This window comes from Gillisia sp. Hel_I_86, assembly GCF_007827275.1.
GTDB lineage: Bacteria > Bacteroidota > Bacteroidia > Flavobacteriales > Flavobacteriaceae > Gillisia.
Genome location: NZ_VISE01000001.1, coordinates 3,696,515 through 3,719,655, shown reverse-complemented (window position 1 = coordinate 3,719,655; position 23,141 = coordinate 3,696,515). Strand labels below are relative to the sequence as shown.

The window sequence follows — 23,141 nt, the reverse complement described above, 5'->3', positions numbered from 1 at the left end:
TGAACTTGTTTCAGGGTCTACTTTAAACTAACGGGATGCTGAAACAAGTTCAGCATGAAGAATAACCGGAATTAAACAAGTTTAAAGTAAGACTGGCACAAAACCGGACAATAAATAAATAATATTAAAAATGAAATATTTTAGTTTAAATAATAGGGATCACCGCTCTACATTTGAAAATGCAGTAATAAAAGGATTGGCTCCAGATAAAGGTTTATATTTTCCTGAAGAAATAGCCCGGTTACCTGTATCTTTTTTTGAGGAACTACATTCACTATCAAAAAGCGAAATAGCTCATACTGTAATTAAAGATTATATTGGTGATGAGATTCCCGAACAGGAATTACTAGGCATTATAGAACACACCCTCGATTTTGATTTTCCTGTTATTCCTGTTGAAAAAAACATTCAGGTTTTAGAGCTTTTTCATGGCCCAACCAAGGCCTTCAAAGATGTGGGTGCCAGGTTTATGGCGGGATGCTTAGGTTATTTTATCAAAAAAGGCAACTTAGGAAAAATTACAGTATTGGTAGCAACTTCAGGGGATACCGGCGGAGCAGTTGCAAATGGGTTTTTAGGGGTAGAAGGGATCGATGTTGTTATCCTTTACCCAAAAGGTAAGGTGAGTGAGATTCAGGAAAAACAACTTACTACCCTGGGGCAGAATATAGTTGCTTTGGAAGTTGATGGTGCTTTTGATGATTGCCAGGATATGGTGAAAAGAGCCTTTTTGGATGCTGAGATTCAAGATAAAAGGCAGCTTACTTCTGCTAATTCCATAAATGTTGCAAGATGGTTACCGCAAATGTTTTATTATTTTATAGCAGTTCAGCAATTACAACTAAATAATAAAAAAGTGGTATTTTCTGTTCCTAGTGGAAACTTCGGGAATATTTGTGCCGGAATGTTGGCTGCTAAAATGGGGCTTTCTATCCATCACTTTGTGGCATCCAGCAATGCAAATAATGTTGTAGACAGATATCTTGCTTCTGAAAAATTTGAGCCTAAACCAAGTGTGCAGACCATTTCCAATGCTATGGATGTGGGGAACCCAAGTAATTTTATAAGAGTGCAGGAATTATTTCAACAAACATTCACAGGACTTAAGGAAAAATTATCCTCTTATAGTTTTACAGATCTGGAAACGGAAAACACTATGAGAAAGGTTTTTAAAGAGGCCAATTATGTACTGGATCCGCATGGTGCGGTTGGATATTTGGGACTTCAAAAGTTCTTGGCCACAAATCTCGATTATATGGGTGTATTTTTGGAAACTGCCCATCCCGTAAAATTTTTGGAAACTGTGGAAAAAGCTATAGGAGAGAAACTAGAAATCCCTGCTTCTATCCAAGCTGTTATGGATAAAGAAAAGAAGGCCATTCTTATAAAAGATTACAAGGAACTTAAATCATTTCTTTTAAGCTAAACAAGTAATGCTTCTAATCATAATGTCATCCTATCCTGAAATTTCGGGAGTTTAACGGGCTTTTTCGATTAACAGAGATGCTGAAACAAGTTCAGCATGACGGGAATTCTATAATCGAACATCGTCACCCTGAACTCGTTTCAGGGTCTTCTTTTGAATAATAGAAATGCTGAAATAATCCCTAGTCTTTTATCTAGGAGCGAAGCGGTCTTTTATCTAAAAGAGATTCCTCCTGCCGTCGGGATGACAAAGTATTCAAAATACGTCAATGGTAACTCGTTTCAGGGTCTTCTCCCGATTAGCAGGGATGCTGAAACAATTCTGATAGCAATCGATAAACTCATGACGGTTATAGGATATCGTCACCCTGAACTCGTTTCAGGGTCTTTTCCCGAATAACAGAGATGCTGAAACAAGTTCAGCATGACGGGAATTCTATAATCGAACATCGTCACCCTGAACTCGTTTCAGGGTCTTCTTTTGAATAATAGAAATGCTGAAATAATCCCTAGTCTTTTATCTAGGAGTGAAGCGGTCTTTTATCTAAAAGAGATTCCTCCTGCCGTCGGAATGACAGACTCATGATCCAGGAATTTTATACTCTATAATCCAAAATAAATAAAACTTTAGAAGGTAATGCTTATCTCTAATTCCGGTAACACTTCACTCCTCACTCTCTCATCTTCAGCCTATTTAACCAAATACTTGGCAGGCTCCCCATCTTTCGGCAATGAATTTAAAATAAAGTCCCTAATATCATTATTGGCATTTTTAAGATCTTCACTTCTTAAATACATCATATGTCCGCTTCTATATCCTTTGAAGCTCAATCTGTCTTGCATTTTTCCGCTAGGGTCTAATTGCCACATAGAATATTTCGCGTTAAAATAGGTGGTAGCACCATCAAAATACCCGGATTGGATGAGTACATCTAAATTAGGATTTTGTGCCATTGCTTGTCTTAAATCCTCCCCACTGTTATCGCCACTTCTATCCCAAGGGTGCACAGGGCCAAACATGTTGTATTTTATATCTGTTTTAAAATTCAATTCCTGTTGTAGGTAGTAATTAATTGCAGGAGTAAAGGAGTGTAACCAAGAAGTTAATTCTGCGTTATAATCCGGGGAATCGCCGGCAACTTTGCTATCCATTCCCAGATATCTGGAATCCAAACGGCCAACTGTAAATCCGCCATCTTCCCTCATGAGCTCCTTCCAAAAATAGCGAAAAGGAACCGCAAGGTTATTTTGTAAAAACACCTTTTCCGGGATCCCTGAATAGCTGGACATTTTAGCAGCAATTTCTTTCTTTTTTGGTTCTTCGATAAATCCGCCTTTTACCAATACCGGTAACAAAGTATTAATAGCATAATTTTCCACTTCTGGTAACACTTCATCCAGATCTTTATTTTGGAGCGCTGCAGGCAATTTTTTGTGATACCATGCAGCTGCAGCGAAATACGGAAGTCTGTTAGCGACCTCTACAGGTCCATCACGCTCTATCCCAATTTCAGTAGGTGAAACTAAAATCACCCCATTTAAATACATCCAATGACTGTTCTGTAACTCTAAGGCTAACCCGGAAACTCTTGTAGTTCCATAGCTTTCCCCAATTAGATATTTTGGAGATAACCATCTATTTTTTCTGGTTACAAAGGTATTCAACCATTCTGCCAGATATTTTATATCAGCTTGAACTCCAAAGAAATCTTTTCTATCTGTTTTGTTCTCTTCAGGATCTATCAATCTGGAATAACCGGTATTTACAGGATTAACATACACGATATCTGCAACATCTAAAATTGAATATGGATTTTCCTTCACCCCGTAAGGCTGCACCGGGAAACCTTCATCATCTATTTTTAAAATTCTTGGTCCTGTATAAGCAAGATGCATCCAAACAGATGCAGATCCTGGACCTCCATTAAAGGAAATTACCAAAGGTCTGTTTTCTGTATTTTTAATGTCATCTCGTTTATAATAGGTGTAAAACAAACTCGCAACAGGGATCCCTTTTTCGTTCCAAACAGGCTGCGTTCCTGTTTGAGCGGTATAGTTGATGTTCTTTCCATTTATAGTTGCCGAATGCTTGGAAACAACCATGGTATCCACTGGCAATTTAACTTGTTGAGAAAATGCGGTAAGAGATATTAAGGAGAGAATTAATAGGGTAATAAATTTCATAAACTGTGATTTAAGTTGAAGCTAATTAGATGATTTCAAGGTAATTATTTTTTGAATTTAAAGCCTTCATCTTTAAAAATAATAATATAGCTCAAGAATAGTCCACCAAGTGCTGCGATCATAAAAAATATGATAGCAAGTCCGGGATATCCAAAAATGATAAAAGCGGAAGGTACCCGCATTAACATGGCCGCGCCCACAATCATGGCCGCAATGATAAGACCTAAGGTAATTCTGTTGGCTACTTTCTGAAATCCATCGGTAAAACGTTGCTCATCTATGGCATCTACTTTTACTTTGAATTCATTGTTGGCAAGGTTTTCAGAAATTTTATTTAATCGTTCCGGAAGATTCTCTGCTAGTTTTTTGGTTTCCAAGGCTACTGAAAATAAGTTCTCAGGCTTTAATTCCTTGTACATCTTGGAACGCATCATCTTGTGTACGTGCTTTTTGATAGCTTCCTTAAGATCGAACTCAGGATCTAAAACAGCAATGATCTGATCCATGTTTAGAAAGATCTTCCCTAGAATATTTACTTCCACGCAAATCAAGATCCCATTATCTGCAGCGATTCGATTCATCTGAATTAAAAGCCTTCCTGTCTCCATATCTTTAGCCGTATTAACATGGCTATCCATAATTATCTGATTAATGGCTCGACGAAAAGTTTTTACATCAGATAGATCGGTAAGTTCACTCATGTTTAGAAGCACATCTGCAGCTGCCTCTCCATCTTCTTGACTTAAAGCAATGAGGAGCTGAAGTAATTTTTCCTGAATATTGGGAGTGAATTTCGCGACCATCCCCAGATCTATTAAGGCAATCTGGTTTTGACTGGTGATATGGATATTTCCCGGATGTGGATCGGCATGAACAAACCCATCGGTGATAATTTGTTTTAAATATGCTTCCACCAACTCATCTACCAAGGGGCCCAAGTTGTTTTCCAGCTTTTTCATGGGAGAGATCGAGGTGATCTTTTTTCCCTGAATGAAGTCCATTGTGAGCACCTTAGAGGAAGAATAATCTAAAACAGGTTGAGGTACAATTAGACTTTTAAACTCTTTCAGATTTGCTCCAAGGGTTATTAGATTTTGTGCCTCACGGTTATAATCGAGCTCCTGTAACAGGATATGTCTTAATTCAGCCAGGACATTGTCAAAAGCATATTTTTTAGCAACTTCTGTATGTTTAACAGCAAAATCTGCCATTTCTTTCAACGTATCCAAATCTGCCAAGAATTGTTTACGAATTCCCGGCCGCCGAATTTTAACGGCAACCGGCTTTCCTGAACGCAGGGTGACTTTGTGTACCTGCCCAATAGAGGCGCTGGCCAAGGGTCCTTCATCAAAAGAGCTAAAAGCTTTGGAAATCTTGGTTCCAATCTCTTCTTCCACAATTTCTTGAACCACACTATATTCTATGGGCGGCACATCATCTTGTAGACTGGCCAAGGCCTGTAAATATGGATCTGGCAAAAGATCTGGCCTTGTAGATAAAAGTTGACCTAACTTAATATAAGTAGGCCCCATGTTCTTAAGGTCTTCAACTAGTTCTTCGGGGGATTGATCATATACTGCAGATAGATTTTCATCTTGATCGTCATCATTTAAGGCTGTGGAAGCGGTTTTAGTGAAGAGATCACTGTTCCAATATTTCAGCATAAATACCATGAATTTTTGATAGCGCTGAAGGTTTTCGGGTAGTATAGACATAGTCCTAGTTGGGTTTTGTTGAAGGTTTAAATATATCTTTTTAATAGGTTACCAGCAATAGCATTCATTAAAACTTCAACATACGTTAACATTAATTCGATAAAGAAGGTTTTTAATTAAGTAAATTACCTGAACATGTTGTAAGCCTGTCCCGGCGTTTTGGAAGTTTAAGGGTCTCCTCTACACTTTCTGGGATACAGAAATAATTCCCACTATGGTCACTGCATGACGAACAACCTAAAATTGTCTGGTCAAAAGTAACCACTGGAACATGTACGGACAATAAGGAATAAGGTTTTATTGATTATTGGAATTACACGGAAAGTACCTTATTGAGATTGTTGATATTGGAAGGTGCGCCAAAAAGATAGAGTAGATCGCCCCTTTTTATAACGGCATCTGGGGTAATATCTGTGATGTAATGATTGTTTCTTTTAATGGCCAATACGGTTACTCCATAATTCTTGCTTATTCCGGAGTCCATAATGGTCTTTTCTACCACCGCATTTGCTCCTTGCTGCACGCTTAAAGTAACTATTTCTTTATTAGGGATATTTAAATGCTGGTAAGAGGGAGTATGGGGTCCAGCTTTTAATGTTGTTAACATTTCATAATCTGAAGATCGCACATTATTTATAAATTCCATAATTTCATCATGTGGAATAAGGTATTTCCTTAAAACCCTACTAAAAATTTCTATAGAGGTCTCAAATTCCTCTGGAATTACATCATCTGCACCCAATCTAATGTTTTCGGCAATTTCTTTCACATATCTTGTCCTAACAATAATATATGCCGTTTGGGAAAGACTTCGAACTTCATTGATGATCTTTTTTGTCGCATCGGGATCGGAAATGGCAATAACAACCACTCGTGCTTCTTGCACATGAACATGTTTTAGTATAACAGGATTGGTAGCATCTCCAAAAACAATAGTTTCATTATTTTTTTTTGCCTGCTGAAAAGCATCTTGTTCCAGATCTACAATCACATGGGGAATGTTAGCGCTTTTAGCCACTTTGGATATGTTTTTTCCATTGATTCCATAACCAATAATTATTAAATGGTCTTTGAGCTCTTTAATATTGGAATGTGCTTGCAGTTGAAGATTATGATAACTATGTAAACGCTGCCTAATTTTTTTAGGAATTGGAATTTTCAACATGAAATAAGTCATATTTGGAGCATAGTTCATTATAAATGGCGTGAGCGCCATGGTAATTATGGAAATAGCTAAAAAGTATTGATAAATGTTCGATGGTAATAAACCACTTTCCAATCCCACCGTAGATAACAACAACGAGAATTCTCCCACCTGGAAAATTGAGAACATCGTTAGAAACATGGTACGGGCAGGATATCTCAAGGTCACTGCTGTGACCAATATAATCAGCATTTTTAATAAGATTACGCCTGCTACAAGGAGTAGAACATTTATTAAATTATTAAAGAAGAAGTTAAGATCCAATAACGACCCAACGGAGATAAAAAAGAAACTGATAAAAATTTCCCGGAACGGTAACACATTCGCTGTAGCCTGGTGACTGTAATCTGATTCAGAAATAATCAAGCCAGCGAAAAATGCTCCTAAGGCCAATGAAAGCCCAATGGCAGAAGTTAGCCAAGCCACCGAAAAGCAAAACACAATCGTGGTTAAAATGAACAACTCGCGATTTTTGGATTTTACAACTACTTCAAAAATCCGTGGAACAATATAAATGGCCAGGAGGTAAATAACAATGAGCACTCCAATTATTTTTATAGCGAGAATACCCAATGTGCCCCAAATATTTTCATCTTGGCCCGTTAGCAACGGGGTCAATAACATCATGGGAACCACTACAATATCCTGAAAGATCAATATTGCGACCGTAATTCTACCATGTGGGGAAGTAACTTCTCCTTTTTCTTGTAAAGTTTTTAAAACTATTGCTGTACTGCTCAAGGAGAAAAGAAAACCAATAAAAACAGCTGTATTTAATGGTATCCCGACAATGTTTGCCAAAAATGCCGTTAATAGAATAGTACCACCAACTTGAATTCCACCACCAATAATGATGGTTTTTTTAATTGCAGCCAAGCCCTTCAAGGAGAGTTCAATTCCAATAATAAATAACAGGAAAATTATACCAATTTCAGAAAGCAACTCTACTTCATGCTGAGAGCTTATTAAATTGAAGGCGTAAGGCCCGGCAATAATTCCCGCTAGCAAAAAACCTAATAATGATGGAACTTTAATCTTCTGAAATAAAAGAATTATAAAAATAGAAAGCCCTAAAATTATTACTATATCCTTAAGGATTGGTATATCCATTGCTGCGAAATTGAGTTTTTAATAGCAACGAATTTACAAATAGGAGTTCAATAATAATATTATAACTGTCATTTGTGTTCGAAATTTTTGAATTCCTGTGAAAGCAAGTTGCAGGACATTAAAAATAGCGTGAAAGAAAAAGAGGTTGTTCAATCAGAATCAATGTATCGAGCTGAAAGAAATTCAGGACAATTATTTTTCTGGTTAAACAACCCCTTATACATCTTTTTATTGGCCTTTAATTTTTCAACCAGGCTGTTCTTAATTTCACTCGTGCATCAGTTGCTGGAAGATCCATTTCTTTTATAGTGGTCTTCTTGGTGGTAGGAAGAGTAATTTTCCCGCTTAGCATGATTTCCTCATCATTTCGTTCCAACCTCATGGATACCTCATCTCCTTCGGTCCATGACTGAGATTCCATAACCAAGTCGTAAACGTTCTGGATCGTATATGCAGTTCCATTCACCTCCTTAATAACATCTCCATTTTTCACGCCTAATTCCTTTAAAAAAGAATTCAAAGTAATCCCTTTTCTAAAAAATAATTCCATGTTTTCAGGATTTCCATCAATGTAAGGTACTTGCCCATTTAAAAAGTAAGAAGTAGGAGTTTCTTCTGTAGCTAATGCAACCCCAACGTTTGCTAAAAATTGATCGTAAGGAATTGGAGTACTTCCGGTAATATACGTATCAAAAAAAGTCTTTATTTCTGGGTAGGTTAAGGAAACTATTGTAGGAATTAATTGATCATCTTTAAAAGGAGTGTTCTTTCCGTATTTTTCACTTAATTTTTTCATGAGATCCAAAACCCCCATTTCACCCTTACTCAGTTCCCTAAGCCTAAGGTCCAATGCCATTCCTATTAATGCCCCTTTTTGGTACACATTATAATATTCATCTTTATAAGGCTCCTCCAACACATTTTTACTCATATAAGTAAATGACAAGCTATCATTATAGTTTTTAGAAGCTTCTATTTGTGAGGATATTCTTTTGTAAAAACCTTGATTAGCTATGAGGTCTTGGTTTACTTGGAATAAATTGGCGAAATATTCTGTAACTCCTTCATACATCCATAAATGTTGAGACATTTTAGGAGCGTTATAATCAAAATAATGAATCTCTTCTGCATGAACGTTTAAAGGGGTAAGGATATGAAAGAATTCATGTGATACCACATCCTTCATTGCGCCGTTCAAAGTTTCCAATGGCATTGTTTCTGGAAGGATCACCACAGTGGAGCTGTGGTGCTCTAAAGCTCCAAAACCTTTAGCGTCCAACTTTGCAGGATCTGCCAAATACAATAAAATAGAGTAATTGGCTGTATTGTCTATTTTCCCTAAGAACCGCTTTTGAGCTGCGATCATAGTTTCAATTTGTGGCTTGATGCTTTTGGCATTATGTACCTTGTTTGGTGAATAAACAGATATTAGAACTTTGATCCCTTCCACATTAACATAGGTGGTATCCGGTCTAGAATACATAATAGGATTGTCAACTACATCAAAATAACGTTGTGCTAAATAGATATCCTTTTTGGAATTTGGGGTTTTTTCCAGATCAACATTCTCTGCTAATTTAAGGGAAGTGCTACCATATAAGGTATTTGGCCTATTTATGATCAACTGATATGGTTTTTCCTTTAATCCATCAAAATAGCCCACAAAGCCATGAAGGTTCAAAAGAATATTGGCATCTCTCTCAATATTGGTTCCAGCAGGAGAGAAAACTCCTTTTTCACCATCAATATCAAAAGAGTCATTTACCAGATAGGTGATTTTATCTAAATTGGATGCATTTTCAATTTTCCAGGTATTATCATCAGTTTTAACCACCAATAGTTCTGCTCCTAAATAATCTATCGCCTTAAAATTCTCTATCAACCTTCCGTAGTTATTAATGGAATAGGTGCCAGGAACTGTTTTAGGAATATGAAAGGTGACAACTTGAGTGGTAAATTTCTCAGGATCTACGGTAACCTTTACTTTGTCGTCTTTAATATTTAACAAATCTAGGTTTACAACCGTTCTATCTGTGGTTGTTTTATTAATTGTTTGAGGTGATTTACAACCAAATGCCACACTTATAAGTGCTATGGAATATATTAATTTCTTCATCAAAATAGGGTTTGTTTTAATTTACACGAACCAGACCTACAGGATTATCAAATGTTAGACCATAGTAGATCAAATCCCATCTACATTTGAATTTTGTTACAATATTTTACATCGCGTTAATAAGTTGTTAATAAATTCATAATGTGAAATAGCTGAAAATGAGCGAAATTGCGGAAACTTAAAATGCGAAAAATGAAACAAAAATTACCTTTCGGATTATTTTTTATAATCCTAATTCTTTTTAGTGCCACAGGAGTCGCTCAAGAGGTTTTTGTAAATGAAATTCATTACGATAACAATGGGAGTGATGTGGGTGAAGGCATCGAAATTGCCGGACCTGTGGGAACAGATCTTACGGGATGGACTGTTGTTGAATACAATGGAAACGGGGGAGGAACCTCAGGAACTACGGTGTTGTCTGGTATTATCCCCGAATTGCAAGGAGGTTACGGGGCTATATTCTTTTCTATTTCGGGATTGCAAAATGGATCATCAGATGGTTTTGCCTTGGTAAATAATCTAAATGAGATTATACAATTTTTAAGTTATGAAGGTGTTCTTATCGCAACCTCAGGAATTGCAAATGGACTTACAAGTGAAGACATAGGCGTTAGTGAATCTGGAACTTCCCCAGTAGGTAATTCGTTACAATTATCTGGAAGTGGGCAAAAATATCAAGATTTTACGTGGCAGGAATCTGCTCCAAGTACTTACGATGCTGTAAATAACGGTCAGGATTTTGGTGGGGAAATTGTGTCCCCAACTATCGTGATCAACGAAGTAGATGCAGATACTCCAGGAACAGATGTTTTGGAATTTATTGAATTATATGATGGGGGTGTAGGAAATTCTTCTTTGGACGGTAAAGTCTTGGTTTTCTTCAACGGTTCTAACGATTTAAGTTATAGAACTATTGATCTTACAGGTTTTTCTACAGATGCGAATGGGTATTTTGTAATAGGAAATGCGGCTGTGGAAAATGTTGGGATTGTTATTCCAAGCAATGGACTTCAAAATGGTGCAGATGCGGTTGCTTTATACGAAGCAAGTGCCTCTAATTTTCCAAATAACACTTCAGTAACTATAGATAATTTACTTGATGCCTTTGTATATGATACCAATGATGGTGACGATGCAGAATTATTGGTGTTGTTAAATGAAGGTCAACCCCAAATAAACGAAGATGGAATGGGCGATAAAGATGCACATTCTTCTCAACGTTATATAAATGGTTCAGGCGGATTAAGAAATACCGGAACTTTTGTTCAAGCCCTACCAACCCCTGGAAAAGCTAATACAAATATTACAGAGCCGGTTAATTTGGTGATCAATGAATTAGATTCAGATACTCCTGGAAGCGATTCAAAGGAATTTTTAGAACTGTATGATGGTGGTAAAGGGAACACTCCTTTAGATGGTTTTATTGTGGTTACCTATAATGGTAATGGCGATAAAAGTTATGGAGCTTACGATCTTGCAGGGCAGGTTACAAATGCTGAAGGGTATTTTGTAATGGGGAATACCGATGTTGAAAATGTAAATATGATCGTTGCCAGCAATACCTTTCAAAATGGAGCAGATGCCGTAGCAGTATATCAGGATATTGTTACGAATTTTCCCAGCGGAACTTTGGTGACCACAGAGAATTTGGTAGATGCCCTGGTCTATGGAACGGGTGATCCCCAAGATGAAGAATTGATCGTTCTTTTAAATGAAGGGCAGTTGCAAGCAGACGAAAATGCAAATGGAAGTCAGGCAGATGAATCTTTGCAAAGAATCCCAAATGGCGAAGGTGGCGTTAGAAACACAATAACTTATGTTGCGGCAAATCCTACTCCCGGAACCGAAAATGGTGCACTTGCACCTCAAACAGAATTATTGGCAATTGCTGAAGCAAGGACGAAAGCAGATAATGAGACTGTTACAATTACGGGAACCTTAACTGTTTCAGATCAATTTGGCGGTCCTGCTTACATTCAAGATGAAACAGGGGCAATGGCTATTTTTGATCAGTTGGTTCATGGAAGGGATAATTTTAATATTGGAGATTCCCTTACAATAACAGGAAAGAAGATCACCTATAATGGCCAGGTTGAAATTAGTCCGGTTAGTAGGGTAGATTTTGAGGGGCAAGCCACTAATCCAACTATACCTTTAAAAATCACGCTTGCTGAATTATCCCAGCATCCAGATGAGTTGGTTACGATAACTGATATCACTTTTTCTGAAGATGTTGTTGGAAACTTGATTTTTGGAGGTGGGAACTATGATATTTCAGATTCCAGCGGTGCTGGGGTTTTTAGGATAGATGCGCAGACCTCTACTTTTGTTGGAAAAGCGATTCCTGCGAGCTGTGCTCAAATAACAGGTATTGCGGCAGATGTTTATTTTAATATTATTCCCAGAACCGTGGAAGATTTTCCATGTGCAGGAACTTATGATAATACGGGCGTAGATTCGTCTATTTCCAAGGACCTTACTTTAGATGTGGTTACTTGGAATATTGAATGGTTTGGTGATGAAGCTAATACTCCTGTTTACAATAATCCTAATTCAGATGAAATTCAGAAAAACAAAGTGAAAACGATTTTATTGGATCTAGATGCCGATATTATTGGCGTTGAAGAGATCGCTGATGATGTGTTGTTTGGACAAATGGTTTCTGAAATGGAAGGTTATGATTATGTACTTTCCAATGCTACCTCATATCCCGATTCTCCCGGAGGACAAAAAATTGGATTTATTTATAGAACCGATGTGGTTTCAGTAAAATCTACTAGAGCAATGTTTACATCTGTACACCCCTATTATGATGGGGATGGATCTTTACTTGCAGATTATCCTGAAAGCGCCGATAGATTTTATGCGAGTGGAAGATTACCATTTATGATGGAAGCCGATGTGAATTTGAATGGACAGACAAAAAACATCAATTTTGTAGGATTGCACGCAAGAGCCAATGGTAGTACCAATTCTCAATCCCGCTATGATATGCGAAAATATGATGTGGGCATATTGAAGGATTCTTTGGACATGTATTATTCAGACAAGAATGTAATGATCCTTGGTGATTATAATGACGATGTGGATGTAACCGTCGCAGATGGCGTTAATTCTACGGAATCTACCTATCAAGTTTATGGAAATGACACTAAAAATTATAACATTTTAACCGCTATTTTAAGCGAACAAGGATTTAGATCGTATGCCTTTAGGGAAAATATGATAGATCACATCATGGTAACCACAGAATTGTCCGATAATTTTGTGGATGGTAGTGCTAGGGTGCATTACGAATATTATGATAGTGAATATACTACCACAGCTTCAGATCATTTCCCGGTTTCAGTAAGGATGATCTTAAAGGATGAAGAAACATCTGCTAAAAACAATCCAAACATGGTACAGATTTGCCAAAATGGAAATAGTATTTTTGTCTCTAAAAATGCAGTTCCTGCAATGCTTAGAAAAGGAGCAGTTATGGGAACTTGTAAAGGAAGTGAAGTTTCTTTAAACGCAGTACCTAACCCAGTAGTTGATGAAACCACGATTACTCTTAAGAATTTTAAAAATGGTCAGTCGTATTTAACCGTTTATGATCTTGGAGGAAATGTTATTAAAACTGATAAGGTTTTAGTGAAAAAAGGAGAGGTGACTTATTCTTTAAATATGAATTCCTACGTATCCGGACTTTACATTGTTGAGGTGAAAAATAGTTTTGGACAGATCTCTTATGTTAAAGTGATCAAGATGTAATCTAAAAATTCCCCGACGGCTCTGCCTCGGGGTTTTCTATTTACCTCTCTTAAGGAAAGGTCGGAACTGCCTTTTTCGGCAGCTTCTGGGGAGGCAAAATATAAAATTTCGGTTTTTGGTCCCTGCACCCAAAATGACCCCGATATATCGGGGAGCGAAATACCCCTACGGCTTGCTCCGGAGGATAGGCGGTTTCAAGAATTTTGTTATTTTGAAAACCGCTCTTCTCGTAAAATATAAGTACCATACTATCTCTGCGACCTTTTGGAGCGGTACAATTACTACGGAGAATGCCTTGTTTTACACAGCCAATACTTTTAGCATTTTTGGCATCAGCGCTATATTCCACACGCTCTAGTTTCATTGTTTCGAAAGCGCATTGAAGTAAAAGAAACTTACAATTTTTATTTAAACCTGTACCCTGAAACTCTTTTCCATACCAAGTATATCCTAATTGGATGGTGCAATGAGCTTTTCTATAGTCGTAAAAACGGGTTGATCCTGCAATTTTGTTTGTGCGCTTATCCAATACAACAAAAGGATACGAAGTTTTTAGTTCTTTTTCTTTCAATGCTCGATCTATATAATTCTTCAGATTTTCCAAACCATCAGCCGGAGTTAATGAATACTTCCAAAGTTCTGGTTCATTCAGGGAAAATACTTTTAGAAGGGAAATACCTTCTTTTTTCAAAGATCTTAATAGGACACTATTATTCTCTAAAAGGATCTCATTTTTAAAATTTACTCATAAGCTAGCATTGTTGGCATTCACAATATTCATCGGTTAAATAGGTTTTTGTTTGAATATTAGCAGGACAGGAAAAAAGCTTGGATGCTGGACCTTGTTCTATCAATTTTCCATCACAAATAAATACTATATTATCTGCGATCCTTTTTGCTTGTTGAATATTATGAGTAACAAATACAATTGTGTAATCTTCTTTCAATTCCACCATCATGTCTTCGATAGCTCTTGTAGATACCGGGTCTAATGAAGAAGTAGGCTCATCCAGTAAAATAACTTCTGGTTTTATAGCTAATGTTCTTGCAATACATAAGCGTTGTTGCTGCCCAACAGATAACGATATAGCTTTATCATTTAATCTATGTGCGACCTCTTTCCAAAGCGATACAGCTTTTAAATTTTCTTCAGCAATTTGCAACTTTTCAAGCTTGCTGAGTTTTTTTATGTGTTGGATTCCAAAGAGCACATTTTCTTTTATGGATTTTGGAAAAATACAGGGTTTTTGAAACACCATCCCTATTTTAGTCCTTAATTGTGCTACGTCTATATCTTTCTCATTGATGGATAGTCCGTTGAAAAGGATCTCACCCTGTGTGTCTATTCCGGAAACTTCGTCATTAATTCTATTTATACTTCTTATAAGTGTAGATTTTCCACTTCCTGAAGGCCCGATAATACAAGTAATCTCATTTTTTGGAATAGAAAGATCTATGTTATCTAAAATATGGTTTTCATTGATCCATACCTGGAAATTCTTAATTTCAATGATTTCTTTCTGCGTTTTTCCAACTACCGATAAATTCTGGTTTAGTGCTTTTTCTGCCATTATCTTTTTGATATGGTTTGATGTCTTAATCTAATAAAAAGTGCCGAGATACTAAAAATTATTACAAGTATGACCAAAACTAAACTTGCCCCCCAAGCATTTTGTAATGCTGCGGGATTTGTAGCTTGTTGTGCAAGGGCCAAAATATGAGTGGGTAAGGTAGATACGGGCTCTAAAAAAGAACTTGGTAATTCCACACCCGAGAATGCTGTGGCTATAAACATGATAGGTGCAGTTTCACCAATTGCCCGAGCAATCCCAATTAATAAGCCTGTAACAGCACCACTAAAGCCTTGTGGTAAAATCACCTGTGCAATTACTTGCCATTTATTAAGACCTAATGCTGAAGAACTTTCCCGGTAAACGGTAGGAATACTATTCAAGGATTGATAAGTGGATAATGTTACTGTTGGAAGGATCATCATTGATAAGATGATGGAACCTACAAACCAAGAAATTCCCATATTTAATAGATTCACAAAAAATATAAGTCCGAAGATTCCAAAAATAACTGAAGGAATACCATTTAAACTATAGATGAGCGTATTGATTACTTTGTGCAATGTTTCATTCCTCAAATATTCACTTTTATAAATAGCAGTTCCCAATGCAATTGGCAAACAAATTAAAGCAGCGAAAATAATTAGAAGAATACTTCCGAAGATCTGATAGACAATCCCTCCCGATGCTCCAAATTCAGTAGAAGAATTCGTTATGAAATCCAATGAAATTGCTGGCAACCCGTTCCAAATTATAATACCGAATAGAAAAGAAAGAATAAGGCTGCATAAAACTACCGAGAGGCCTACGGATGCATAAAACAGTTTATTTCGCAATTTTCTATTCATACAATCGTCCGGTTGATTTTAAAGAATTCTGAGATAGTATGGTAAGTATAAGAACCAACATAAATAGCAATAAACCCATAAAGATCATGGCACTAAAATGCACCGAACCAAAAGAGGTTTCAGCGATCTCCCTTCCTAGTTTAGAAGTAATTGTTTGCCCTGGAGACAGCCAATTATAGATAGGATCAGGGATTCTATCTATACTTCCAATAACAAGCATTACAGCCATTGTTTCTCCAAGTGCTCTTCCAAAAGCCAAAAGAACAGCTCCTTTAAGATCCGGTTTTGCTATAGGGAGCAATATTTCTTTTATAATCTCAAATTTATACAATCCAAGACCTTTAGCCGTTTCCCGGTATTTATCGGGAATATTATGAAAAGCATCATCTGTTAGTGTGATCATGGTAGGAAGGATCATTATTGATAATAGTATTCCTGCAGTAAGAATAGTTCTACCGGTTTGTAAATCGAAAATATCCTGAATCCAAATACTGAAAAATGCAATTCCAATTAGGCCAAAAATAATCGATGGAATCCCTGCCAATAGTTCTAATAGCGACTTGACAACAAATCTATATTTAGAAGGTAAAATTTCGCTAGTAAAAACAGCTGTATAAATCCCTAAGGGTACTGCTATTATAAGTGAAATAAAGGTGACAACCAAAGTTCCAAATATCATGGGAATAATACCAAATTCGCCGATTGCGGGATTCCACTGGAGACCAAGTAATTCTAAACCAATTGTGGTAATGGCATCCCAGCTATTTATAAGCAGTATTGTAAAGATTAAGCATACCACAAAAGCACTAATTAAAGTACTTCCATAAACATAATATTTTCCGATCTTATTGGTTGATCCCAACATAGCCAGCTTCTTCCACAATTTTTTGTCCTTCAGAACTCAAAAGGTACTCAATAAAATACTTAACAGCACCTGCTGGTTTTCCATTTGTAACAATTAATAGATCTCTTGTGATAGGAAATTTATTATTGATTATATTATTTAAAGTTGGCTCTATTATGGTTCCGTCCAACATTTTAATATTTAGGCCTTTTACATCTTCATTTAGCCAAGCATTGGATAGCATTCCAATTGCTGCATCACTTTGCACTATAGCCGTTTGTTCTTCATTATTCGAACCAAGTACAAGATCTGTTCCGGCTGCAATTGCTTCCTTATCACCTAAAACAATTTCCATAAAGACATGTCTGGTCCCTCTGGAAGCTTCCTTGTCTATTACAAGTATTTCTTTGTCTGGTCCTCCTAGCTTGTTCCAATTTCTAACTTCCCCTCGATAGATTTTAGCTATTTGTTCTAAGGTAAGTGAAGTAATCCCATAGTTATATATTTCAGAAGAAATAACAGGAACTACAGCATCTTTCCCTATAGAGATTGGATTAAAGTTAATATTTGGATAAGCACTGATCTCCTCTTGAGTAATGTCTCTGGAAACCATTCCTATATTTATTTTTCCTTCCCCTAACTGATTCACGCCCACTCCAGATCCTCCCCCATTTACAATAATAGTGAGTTCTGGATTGTTTTTTCTGAATTCTTCTGCCGCGATAGAAATAATAGGCAGTACAGACGTACTACCAGCAATATTTACAGCTTCTTTTGTTTGGCAAGAAGTAAAAATGATACATATTAAAAAAGCAAATAAGATAGGGGCACTTTTCATAAATAGAAATTAATTTTCGTATTGTAAAGAACTAAAAGGTTTATGAACATACGATTTATAATTATTTGATTATAGTTCTTTGGGTATGATATAAGATATACGACGAAAAACTTTTCTTGGATTACAAAAAACAGCGTATTTTTCTTTCTTTTTTGTTTGAAAAACCAATTTAGAAGTATTGTGATAGTTAAAACTGAAATATGGCGGTAACCAAATCAGGTTCCAATTAATGTTTGAACCCAAAGGATAATTATGTTTTTTGTCATATAAATATTCGCTTTAATTCAAAGTGTATTCACACATTTATCCAAAGAAGGTGTAGATGCTGCTGTAGAAAAACGCACACTATGCTGAGAAGTTTTGTCGATTTAAATAATAGCGCAAACGCAGGACTCAGTTTCATACTCTAAAATCCCATAATCAAATTTCTGTAGTTTACACATTTGGAGATGTCCACAGTCATAATGTACCAGTATTCTGTGCGTAAAACTTTAAATGGTGCTGCCTTTCATTGTAACCGTCGTTACTGCATTGGTCATAAATGTATCTTGTAACTTTTCTAACCGGGCATCCCAACTTTCGGCAAACACCAAATACTGGCATTTATTAATACTTTGGGTTATTCTGTAGATATCATGATTAAAGCTGCGCTTCACCAAAATTTCAGCATCCTCTAAGATTAATAATTGTAATTCCCCTAAATGAATACCAGTAATGGAAAATAATTTATTTATCCTGCTTGGAGTGGCGATCACAATATCTACACCAGCATAAATGTCATCTTTTTGATGATCTATATTTTGCTCATCGTAGGCGCAGTAAATCCTGAGGTCCATATATCTTGTGAACGCTTTGAATTTTTGTTCCAATTCCAAAGCCGATTCTTTGTCCTTCACGTAGATCAATGCCCTGGGAGCATCCATATAAGCTTCAGACTTAAGTTTTTGAATGGTACTTATAATCATGGCAGTTGTCTTACCTGCACCTTCTGGAGCGATTCCATAAAAATTAGCACCACTCTTTATTTTTGAAATACTTTTTTTCTGAAATGGGGTAGGAGTTTCAATTTCTAGACGTTCAAGGGCTTCTTTTAAAGGTGTGTTTAGTTTTTTAAATGGCATGCGCTTATAATTTGTACTGGCTGAAGAAATTTCAGTAGTTTTTATTTGTGCAAAAGTACAACCAAATTATTGAGTTCATAGGATTAGGGGAAACAAAGCTAGGTTTACAACTCTTATTGAAATGAATGATAACTTTGGTGCCATTAGAATAAATATATGTACACTTGCTAAAGAATACTCATATTTTGTTAATAACCTTACCTTAATTTATGTGCTGTGAATTTTATTTGAATGAGCACCAAATGTCTAAATAATACCTTTGTGCTACTTGCTATTACTGAAAGAAGGAATATTTGAGAAGGGAAATTTTTTGTTCTGAATACAATATTAAGCTATTCTGGCCTAGAACTTATTCACAATCTTCAATTTATGGAATAATCGATTGCCGTATTGGTTGGAATCTAAAATAATTTTTATATATTTGATTATCAAGCAATAAGAACTGTTTTTATTGCTGATGCCCTCAGGTTTACTTTAAAATTACTGTATTTATCCTACCGATTATATTTTGTTAATGGCTATAGATTTGTAACCAATAAATTAACAAATATGAAAAATGAATTACTTAGAATTATCGCAGTTGCCGTTGTAGCTTCTTTGGTGCTTATTAGTTGGATGAAATCCAGAAGTGATGCCAATGCCGAGTATGAATCTAATAAAGTAGAGATACAAGTGCCACAGGATGCTTCGTCTTCTCAAATTTCTTTTAAGCCAGTAGACCACTCTTAAGTATTGATTCTGAAGAGGATTTTCAGGGTTAAATTTTCAATTTCAAAAAATCCTAATTTTTTGAATGTCTTTGTATGTCCAAATTTTTAAGAGCGAAATGAGGGTGTAACTCTTCGAATACCAGCCTATAGAAAATTGAAATCCAGAAAATTCCCGTATTTCCCTTTTAAATTATATAGAATAACTACCGATTTGCGGGTTTGATATTATCTGCACAGGGATTGTTTTTCTGGCTTGCTTCTTTACAACGTTTTACAGCTTCTTCAAATGTGTATTTAGGATGGGGTATTGGCGTGGGATCAAAAAACAAGTCCATTTGTGCTAGGGCGCAAATAGTCTCGGCATCGGTCTTATCTTTTGGTTGCGGTGCTCCTTCTCCTGCTTTATTTCCAAACCAGCGCATACAGGCTCGTTCTTTGGCTGTTTTAGGATCTAAATCTGGGGTATCTGCATAGAGCTTTAAAAAGGTTGCAGCTACCAGGTCTTGCGCTTCATATTGCCTCATATCTGGAATTTTGGAAGGATCCTTGGTACATCTACCTGTTACCCCAGCAGCTATCATATGGTTTCCAATTAGGTAGGGTGTTTCTTTTTTAGAATTGGGCCTGATTTTAAATTTCCCAACCTGCAATACATTTACCTGCGGAATTCCATTTTCATCCTGGGGAAGGATATCTTTATAAGCTACCTTAAACCAGCCCGGCGCTTGCGGATCGTAGAGTGGCGAACCACAAATTAATAAGGGCAATGTATGCTTGCTATTGCTCGAAAGGTCTGGCGGATTTAGAAAAAGTTCCAGCATGGATTTGATATAATCCCGATCCTGAGGGCCGTCAAAAAATCCGGAAGCCATCATGATTGGGAAATAATCATTGGGATACTCACTTTCCCCAGAACCTGGAGCCGCGATAGGATTCACATCGATAAAGGTTTTATACTTTCCCAAGTCTTTTTTATCTACACCAGCGTGACTTAAAATCCTGCTCCAGCGCTGCATCGTCATCGCATTATCAAAAGTTCCAGCCTGCAATACTGCCCAAGGCGGGTAATGCATCAAAAGCATTCCTTTTTGACCGATAATATTCAGGCCTAAAGGTGGAAACAACTTCCATTTAGATTCCCCATCGCCAGGGTTTCGGTTTACATGATACCCTTCCATAGGGTTCCAAACCCCCATTTCTTTTAAAAGCTCCATTCCTCGGACGGCTTTTTGCGCATAATCTTTACTGAATACTTGGATATGCCTTTCAGAAAATTTTTGAAGCACCTCATTTTCGGCTGCGCCATCAATATGAATTTTATACTGGTTTTCTTTAAGTGTTACCTCCACTTTAGATGCCGCGATCCCATCTGCAGCAAGTGAATTTTTAGTGTAATGTTCAATTACATCTTCTAAAGTTTTAAAATTCAAATTTGCATTTGCATATTTTGCAGGTGGGAATAATTCTCCCAACTGTTTTGCAAAACCCAAAGTATATTCTATTGAAGCCATTTTATTGTTTTTGTTTTGTGGTTCGTGAAAAATCAGAAATTGTGTAGAGCGTATCGGTAGGGGATTTGTCCAGTGGGTTCCAGGTGGTTTTTACCCAAAAGTTAAGTGCATCTGGGAAATGCTGGTAAAACATGGCGCAGTTGGAAGGTTCATTATCAAAAGTAGCCACTACATTTCCTTGTAATGATTTTATATCGGTCAAGGCTCGGGCCTTGTATTCGAAATCCTGCTCTTTTGGATTTGTTTTGAGGTTTAGTTCACAACGTCCCCGCCAAAATGGGAATCCGCGATTGGTTAATGCAAGGGTGGTGCCCTGACCCATGCCGTTATTTAAACCGCGATCCCCAACCGCCCTCCCGGTAAGGTAATATAAGAGCGCACCTGCATCATGGCAGGCATTTGCAAAATCTACGGCTCCCGGATTTGGAAGGTCCAACGCATCATACCCATTCGTAAAAAAGGTGGAACCCCAGTACCCTATAAAAGGTTTTATGGATGCACTAGTGGAAGATAAACCCGCTTTTTCCAGAGCCGTGGTAACGCTCCAGTTCATATCTTCAAGTTTTAATTTGGAAGCGATCTGCGCAAAATCTGGATATGCCCCTCCCTGATCACAGCTAAAATTCTGAATTATGGTTAAATTTCTTCGGGCTGTGGAAAACAAGGTATCATCTAGATCAAAAACCACTATGGGCAGTTTCTTTGAAGATTTTACGTTGTCCAAAACTTTTTGTAAAAGGGTATTTTGATCCATTGAAAGTATTTTAAAGTTAAAAAGTAAGCGATATACAATATAGCGCTTTAAATCAATAAGTTAGCTTATTATTTTTATTAAACAACTGAATGGAATCGTCTGCAAAACATCTTCTTTTGGAGGTATATTTTTTATAGAAGGAAATCATTATTTCAACCTGATTTTCATATTTAAAATTTGGAGGTAATCCTGAAAACGCTTCAATAGCCAGCTGCATTATTTCTTTTGCAAGAAGGTATAAATTATCATTTTTAAATCCGCTTGCAGATTCTACCAGCAGTTTTTCAATTATTCTTTGCTTCGGAATTAATAAATCGAGTGTTTTATCCAGGTGCGAATTGTTATATAAAAGCCCTGTGTAAAAATATACAGGAATCATTTGCCACTCTTTTGGAGGTGCATCCACAGAACGAATTTCCAGATACTTCCTTAAACGTACTTCCGGAAAAAGCAAAGACAAATGATTATCGAAATCGGTAATATCCGGGACATGATTATGTATTGGATGATCCAACCAGTAGTTAAAAGTATATTCTGAAGCTAAGCTGATTTCAGGTTTTTTCTGTACATAAATTAGCGGTGCGTTAAGTGAGAAATTTAAATATGCTTCTACAACTTCTTCTTTTTTCCAAGATTTAATAACTCCTTCCAAGGGAAGGAGACCTGTCCTTTTAGGGTCGAGTTGTTGCCAAATATAACTTCGAAATGATTTAAAGCCATTTTTCTTACCCGCAGTAATAGGGGAGTTTGAAAAAATAGCGGTTGCGATAGGGCTTAGCAGGTTTGCCGTGACAATCCGTTTTATGCGGGTTTCTTCGTCCCGGCCTAAATCCAGGTTAACTTGTAGTGAGCCTGTTAAACGCATCATCTTTCTACCAAACGGACTAATTTTATCAAGATAGTTTTGCAAATTCAGGTACCGTTGCTTAGGAATTTGTAATCCTATTTCCTCGGTCCCAAACCAGGGATTGGTTCCATGTTGGGCAAAATGAATTCCATATTCGCTGGTTATTTTTAATAGAAGGGATTGTAGGAAAATAATCCTAGACTCTAGCTCACTAAGGTTTTTGCAGGGATTGATACATATCTCAATCTGGCATCCCGGCTCAAATTGAAAATTATCGCCATTGGGAAATTCAATTTTTTTAAGCAGATGGTTTTCCTTCTCCTCATCTTCATAAATTGCATTGCCGCCAAATTCTTCTGAAACTTTTATAAGAATATTCCTAAGATTATCCTTATCCCCTTCACACTTAACCCCCTTAATTTTCCCATTGGAAATTTTATATGGAAAGACCTCCAGTTCTATTCCCATTAGTCCAATTTTTTTTCCCGGGATTTCAGGGTTTGGAAAACTGGAAGAGCCAAAAATGAGGCCTTCCAAATATTTTCTACATACATCCCGGGTTAGTGGTTTTACGGTCATCATCCTCC

The 23,141-nt window shown here is 36.7% G+C and carries 16 protein-coding genes; 3 read left to right on the top strand and 13 right to left on the bottom strand.

The window, feature by feature from the left end:
• The first annotated feature begins 130 nt into the window (after positions 1–130).
• A complete protein-coding gene (gene thrC / locus JM83_RS16665; protein ID WP_144963233.1) occupies positions 131–1,426 on the top strand; it encodes a threonine synthase in 1,296 nt (431 codons plus the stop codon).
• Positions 1,427–2,115: 689 nt separating this feature from the next.
• Here thrC and JM83_RS16660 read toward each other — a convergent pair.
• The 4 genes from JM83_RS16660 to JM83_RS16645 form a co-directional block, all read right to left on the bottom strand.
• Positions 2,116–3,609 (bottom strand): S10 family peptidase, encoded by a 1,494-nt coding sequence (locus tag JM83_RS16660; RefSeq protein ID WP_144963232.1) that lies wholly within the window; start codon positions 3,607–3,609, stop codon positions 2,116–2,118.
• Positions 3,610–3,653: 44 nt separating this feature from the next.
• The gene (locus tag JM83_RS16655; protein WP_144963231.1) at positions 3,654–5,324 is read right to left on the bottom strand and encodes an ABC1 kinase family protein; all 1,671 of its coding nucleotides are present in this window, start codon (positions 5,322–5,324) and stop codon (positions 3,654–3,656) included.
• A 313-nt stretch (positions 5,325–5,637) separates the two neighbouring features.
• A complete protein-coding gene (locus JM83_RS16650) occupies positions 5,638–7,638 on the bottom strand; it encodes a cation:proton antiporter (protein WP_144963230.1) in 2,001 nt (666 codons plus the stop codon).
• A gap of 238 nt (positions 7,639–7,876) precedes the next feature.
• Positions 7,877–9,754 (bottom strand): peptidase M61, encoded by a 1,878-nt coding sequence (locus JM83_RS16645; protein WP_144963229.1) that lies wholly within the window; start codon positions 9,752–9,754, stop codon positions 7,877–7,879.
• Between the two features lie 192 nt (positions 9,755–9,946).
• Between JM83_RS16645 and JM83_RS16640 the strand changes: the two genes are divergently transcribed.
• Entirely contained in the window at positions 9,947–13,510 is a 3,564-nt protein-coding gene (locus JM83_RS16640; RefSeq protein WP_186435028.1) for an endonuclease/exonuclease/phosphatase family protein, read from the top strand.
• Between the two features lie 49 nt (positions 13,511–13,559).
• On the opposite strand, the gene JM83_RS16635 is transcribed toward JM83_RS16640, so the two are convergent.
• From JM83_RS16635 to JM83_RS16610, 6 genes are all read right to left on the bottom strand, one after another.
• Positions 13,560–14,201 (bottom strand): GNAT family N-acetyltransferase, encoded by a 642-nt coding sequence (locus JM83_RS16635; RefSeq protein ID WP_261376843.1) that lies wholly within the window; start codon positions 14,199–14,201, stop codon positions 13,560–13,562.
• A 61-nt stretch (positions 14,202–14,262) separates the two neighbouring features.
• The gene (locus tag JM83_RS16630; RefSeq protein WP_261376842.1) at positions 14,263–15,081 is read right to left on the bottom strand and encodes a phosphate ABC transporter ATP-binding protein; all 819 of its coding nucleotides are present in this window, start codon (positions 15,079–15,081) and stop codon (positions 14,263–14,265) included.
• On the bottom strand, positions 15,081–15,929 hold the full coding sequence (pstA, locus tag JM83_RS16625) for a phosphate ABC transporter permease PstA (protein ID WP_144963226.1): 849 nt from the start codon (positions 15,927–15,929) through the stop codon (positions 15,081–15,083). The genes JM83_RS16630 and pstA overlap by 1 nt, the downstream gene beginning before the upstream one ends.
• Complete coding sequence (gene pstC / locus JM83_RS16620; RefSeq protein WP_144963225.1) at positions 15,922–16,794, bottom strand: phosphate ABC transporter permease subunit PstC; 873 nt, start codon at positions 16,792–16,794, stop codon at positions 15,922–15,924. The genes pstA and pstC overlap by 8 nt, the downstream gene beginning before the upstream one ends.
• Positions 16,775–17,611, bottom strand: coding sequence for a phosphate ABC transporter substrate-binding protein (locus tag JM83_RS16615; RefSeq protein WP_144963224.1), 837 nt, complete (start codon positions 17,609–17,611; stop codon positions 16,775–16,777). Before JM83_RS16615 ends, pstC begins: the two co-directional genes overlap by 20 nt.
• Positions 17,612–18,102: 491 nt before the next feature.
• Positions 18,103–18,732, bottom strand: coding sequence for a DEAD/DEAH box helicase (locus tag JM83_RS16610; protein WP_144963223.1), 630 nt, complete (start codon positions 18,730–18,732; stop codon positions 18,103–18,105).
• A 549-nt stretch (positions 18,733–19,281) separates the two neighbouring features.
• Here JM83_RS16610 and JM83_RS16605 point away from each other — a divergent pair.
• Positions 19,282–19,461, top strand: a complete 180-nt coding sequence (locus JM83_RS16605) for a hypothetical protein (protein ID WP_144963222.1) — start codon at positions 19,282–19,284, stop codon at positions 19,459–19,461.
• A 184-nt stretch (positions 19,462–19,645) separates the two neighbouring features.
• On the opposite strand, the gene JM83_RS16600 is transcribed toward JM83_RS16605, so the two are convergent.
• The 3 genes from JM83_RS16600 to JM83_RS16590 are packed head-to-tail and all read right to left on the bottom strand — an operon-like array spanning position 19,646 to position 23,136.
• Positions 19,646–20,953, bottom strand: a complete 1,308-nt coding sequence (locus JM83_RS16600) for a hypothetical protein (protein ID WP_144963221.1) — start codon at positions 20,951–20,953, stop codon at positions 19,646–19,648.
• A gap of 1 nt (position 20,954) precedes the next feature.
• Positions 20,955–21,707, bottom strand: coding sequence for a hypothetical protein (locus JM83_RS16595; RefSeq protein WP_144963220.1), 753 nt, complete (start codon positions 21,705–21,707; stop codon positions 20,955–20,957).
• Between the two features lie 52 nt (positions 21,708–21,759).
• The gene (locus JM83_RS16590) at positions 21,760–23,136 is read right to left on the bottom strand and encodes a glutamate-cysteine ligase family protein (protein WP_144963219.1); all 1,377 of its coding nucleotides are present in this window, start codon (positions 23,134–23,136) and stop codon (positions 21,760–21,762) included.
• Positions 23,137–23,141 lie beyond the last annotated feature (5 nt).

Excerpts from the sequence above, each read along its gene's own strand:
- JM83_RS16590 (WP_144963219.1), bottom strand. The coding sequence starts at position 23,136 with ATGATGACCGTAAAACCACTAACCCGGGATGTATGTAGAAAATATTTG.
- JM83_RS16600 (WP_144963221.1), bottom strand. The coding sequence starts at position 20,953 with ATGGCTTCAATAGAATATACTTTGGGTTTTGCAAAACAGTTGGGAGAA.
- JM83_RS16615 (WP_144963224.1), bottom strand. The coding sequence starts at position 17,611 with ATGAAAAGTGCCCCTATCTTATTTGCTTTTTTAATATGTATCATTTTT.
- pstC (WP_144963225.1), bottom strand. The coding sequence starts at position 16,794 with ATGTTGGGATCAACCAATAAGATCGGAAAATATTATGTTTATGGAAGT.
- JM83_RS16660 (WP_144963232.1), bottom strand. The coding sequence starts at position 3,609 with ATGAAATTTATTACCCTATTAATTCTCTCCTTAATATCTCTTACCGCA.
- JM83_RS16595 (WP_144963220.1), bottom strand. The coding sequence starts at position 21,707 with ATGGATCAAAATACCCTTTTACAAAAAGTTTTGGACAACGTAAAATCT.
- pstA (WP_144963226.1), bottom strand. The coding sequence starts at position 15,929 with ATGAATAGAAAATTGCGAAATAAACTGTTTTATGCATCCGTAGGCCTC.
- JM83_RS16645 (WP_144963229.1), bottom strand. The coding sequence starts at position 9,754 with ATGAAGAAATTAATATATTCCATAGCACTTATAAGTGTGGCATTTGGT.
- JM83_RS16605 (WP_144963222.1), top strand. The coding sequence starts at position 19,282 with ATGAAAAATGAATTACTTAGAATTATCGCAGTTGCCGTTGTAGCTTCT.
- thrC (WP_144963233.1), top strand. The coding sequence starts at position 131 with ATGAAATATTTTAGTTTAAATAATAGGGATCACCGCTCTACATTTGAA.
- JM83_RS16610 (WP_144963223.1), bottom strand. The coding sequence starts at position 18,732 with ATGCCATTTAAAAAACTAAACACACCTTTAAAAGAAGCCCTTGAACGT.
- JM83_RS16655 (WP_144963231.1), bottom strand. The coding sequence starts at position 5,324 with ATGTCTATACTACCCGAAAACCTTCAGCGCTATCAAAAATTCATGGTA.
- JM83_RS16630 (WP_261376842.1), bottom strand. The coding sequence starts at position 15,081 with ATGGCAGAAAAAGCACTAAACCAGAATTTATCGGTAGTTGGAAAAACG.
- JM83_RS16640 (WP_186435028.1), top strand. The coding sequence starts at position 9,947 with ATGAAACAAAAATTACCTTTCGGATTATTTTTTATAATCCTAATTCTT.
- JM83_RS16650 (WP_144963230.1), bottom strand. The coding sequence starts at position 7,638 with ATGGATATACCAATCCTTAAGGATATAGTAATAATTTTAGGGCTTTCT.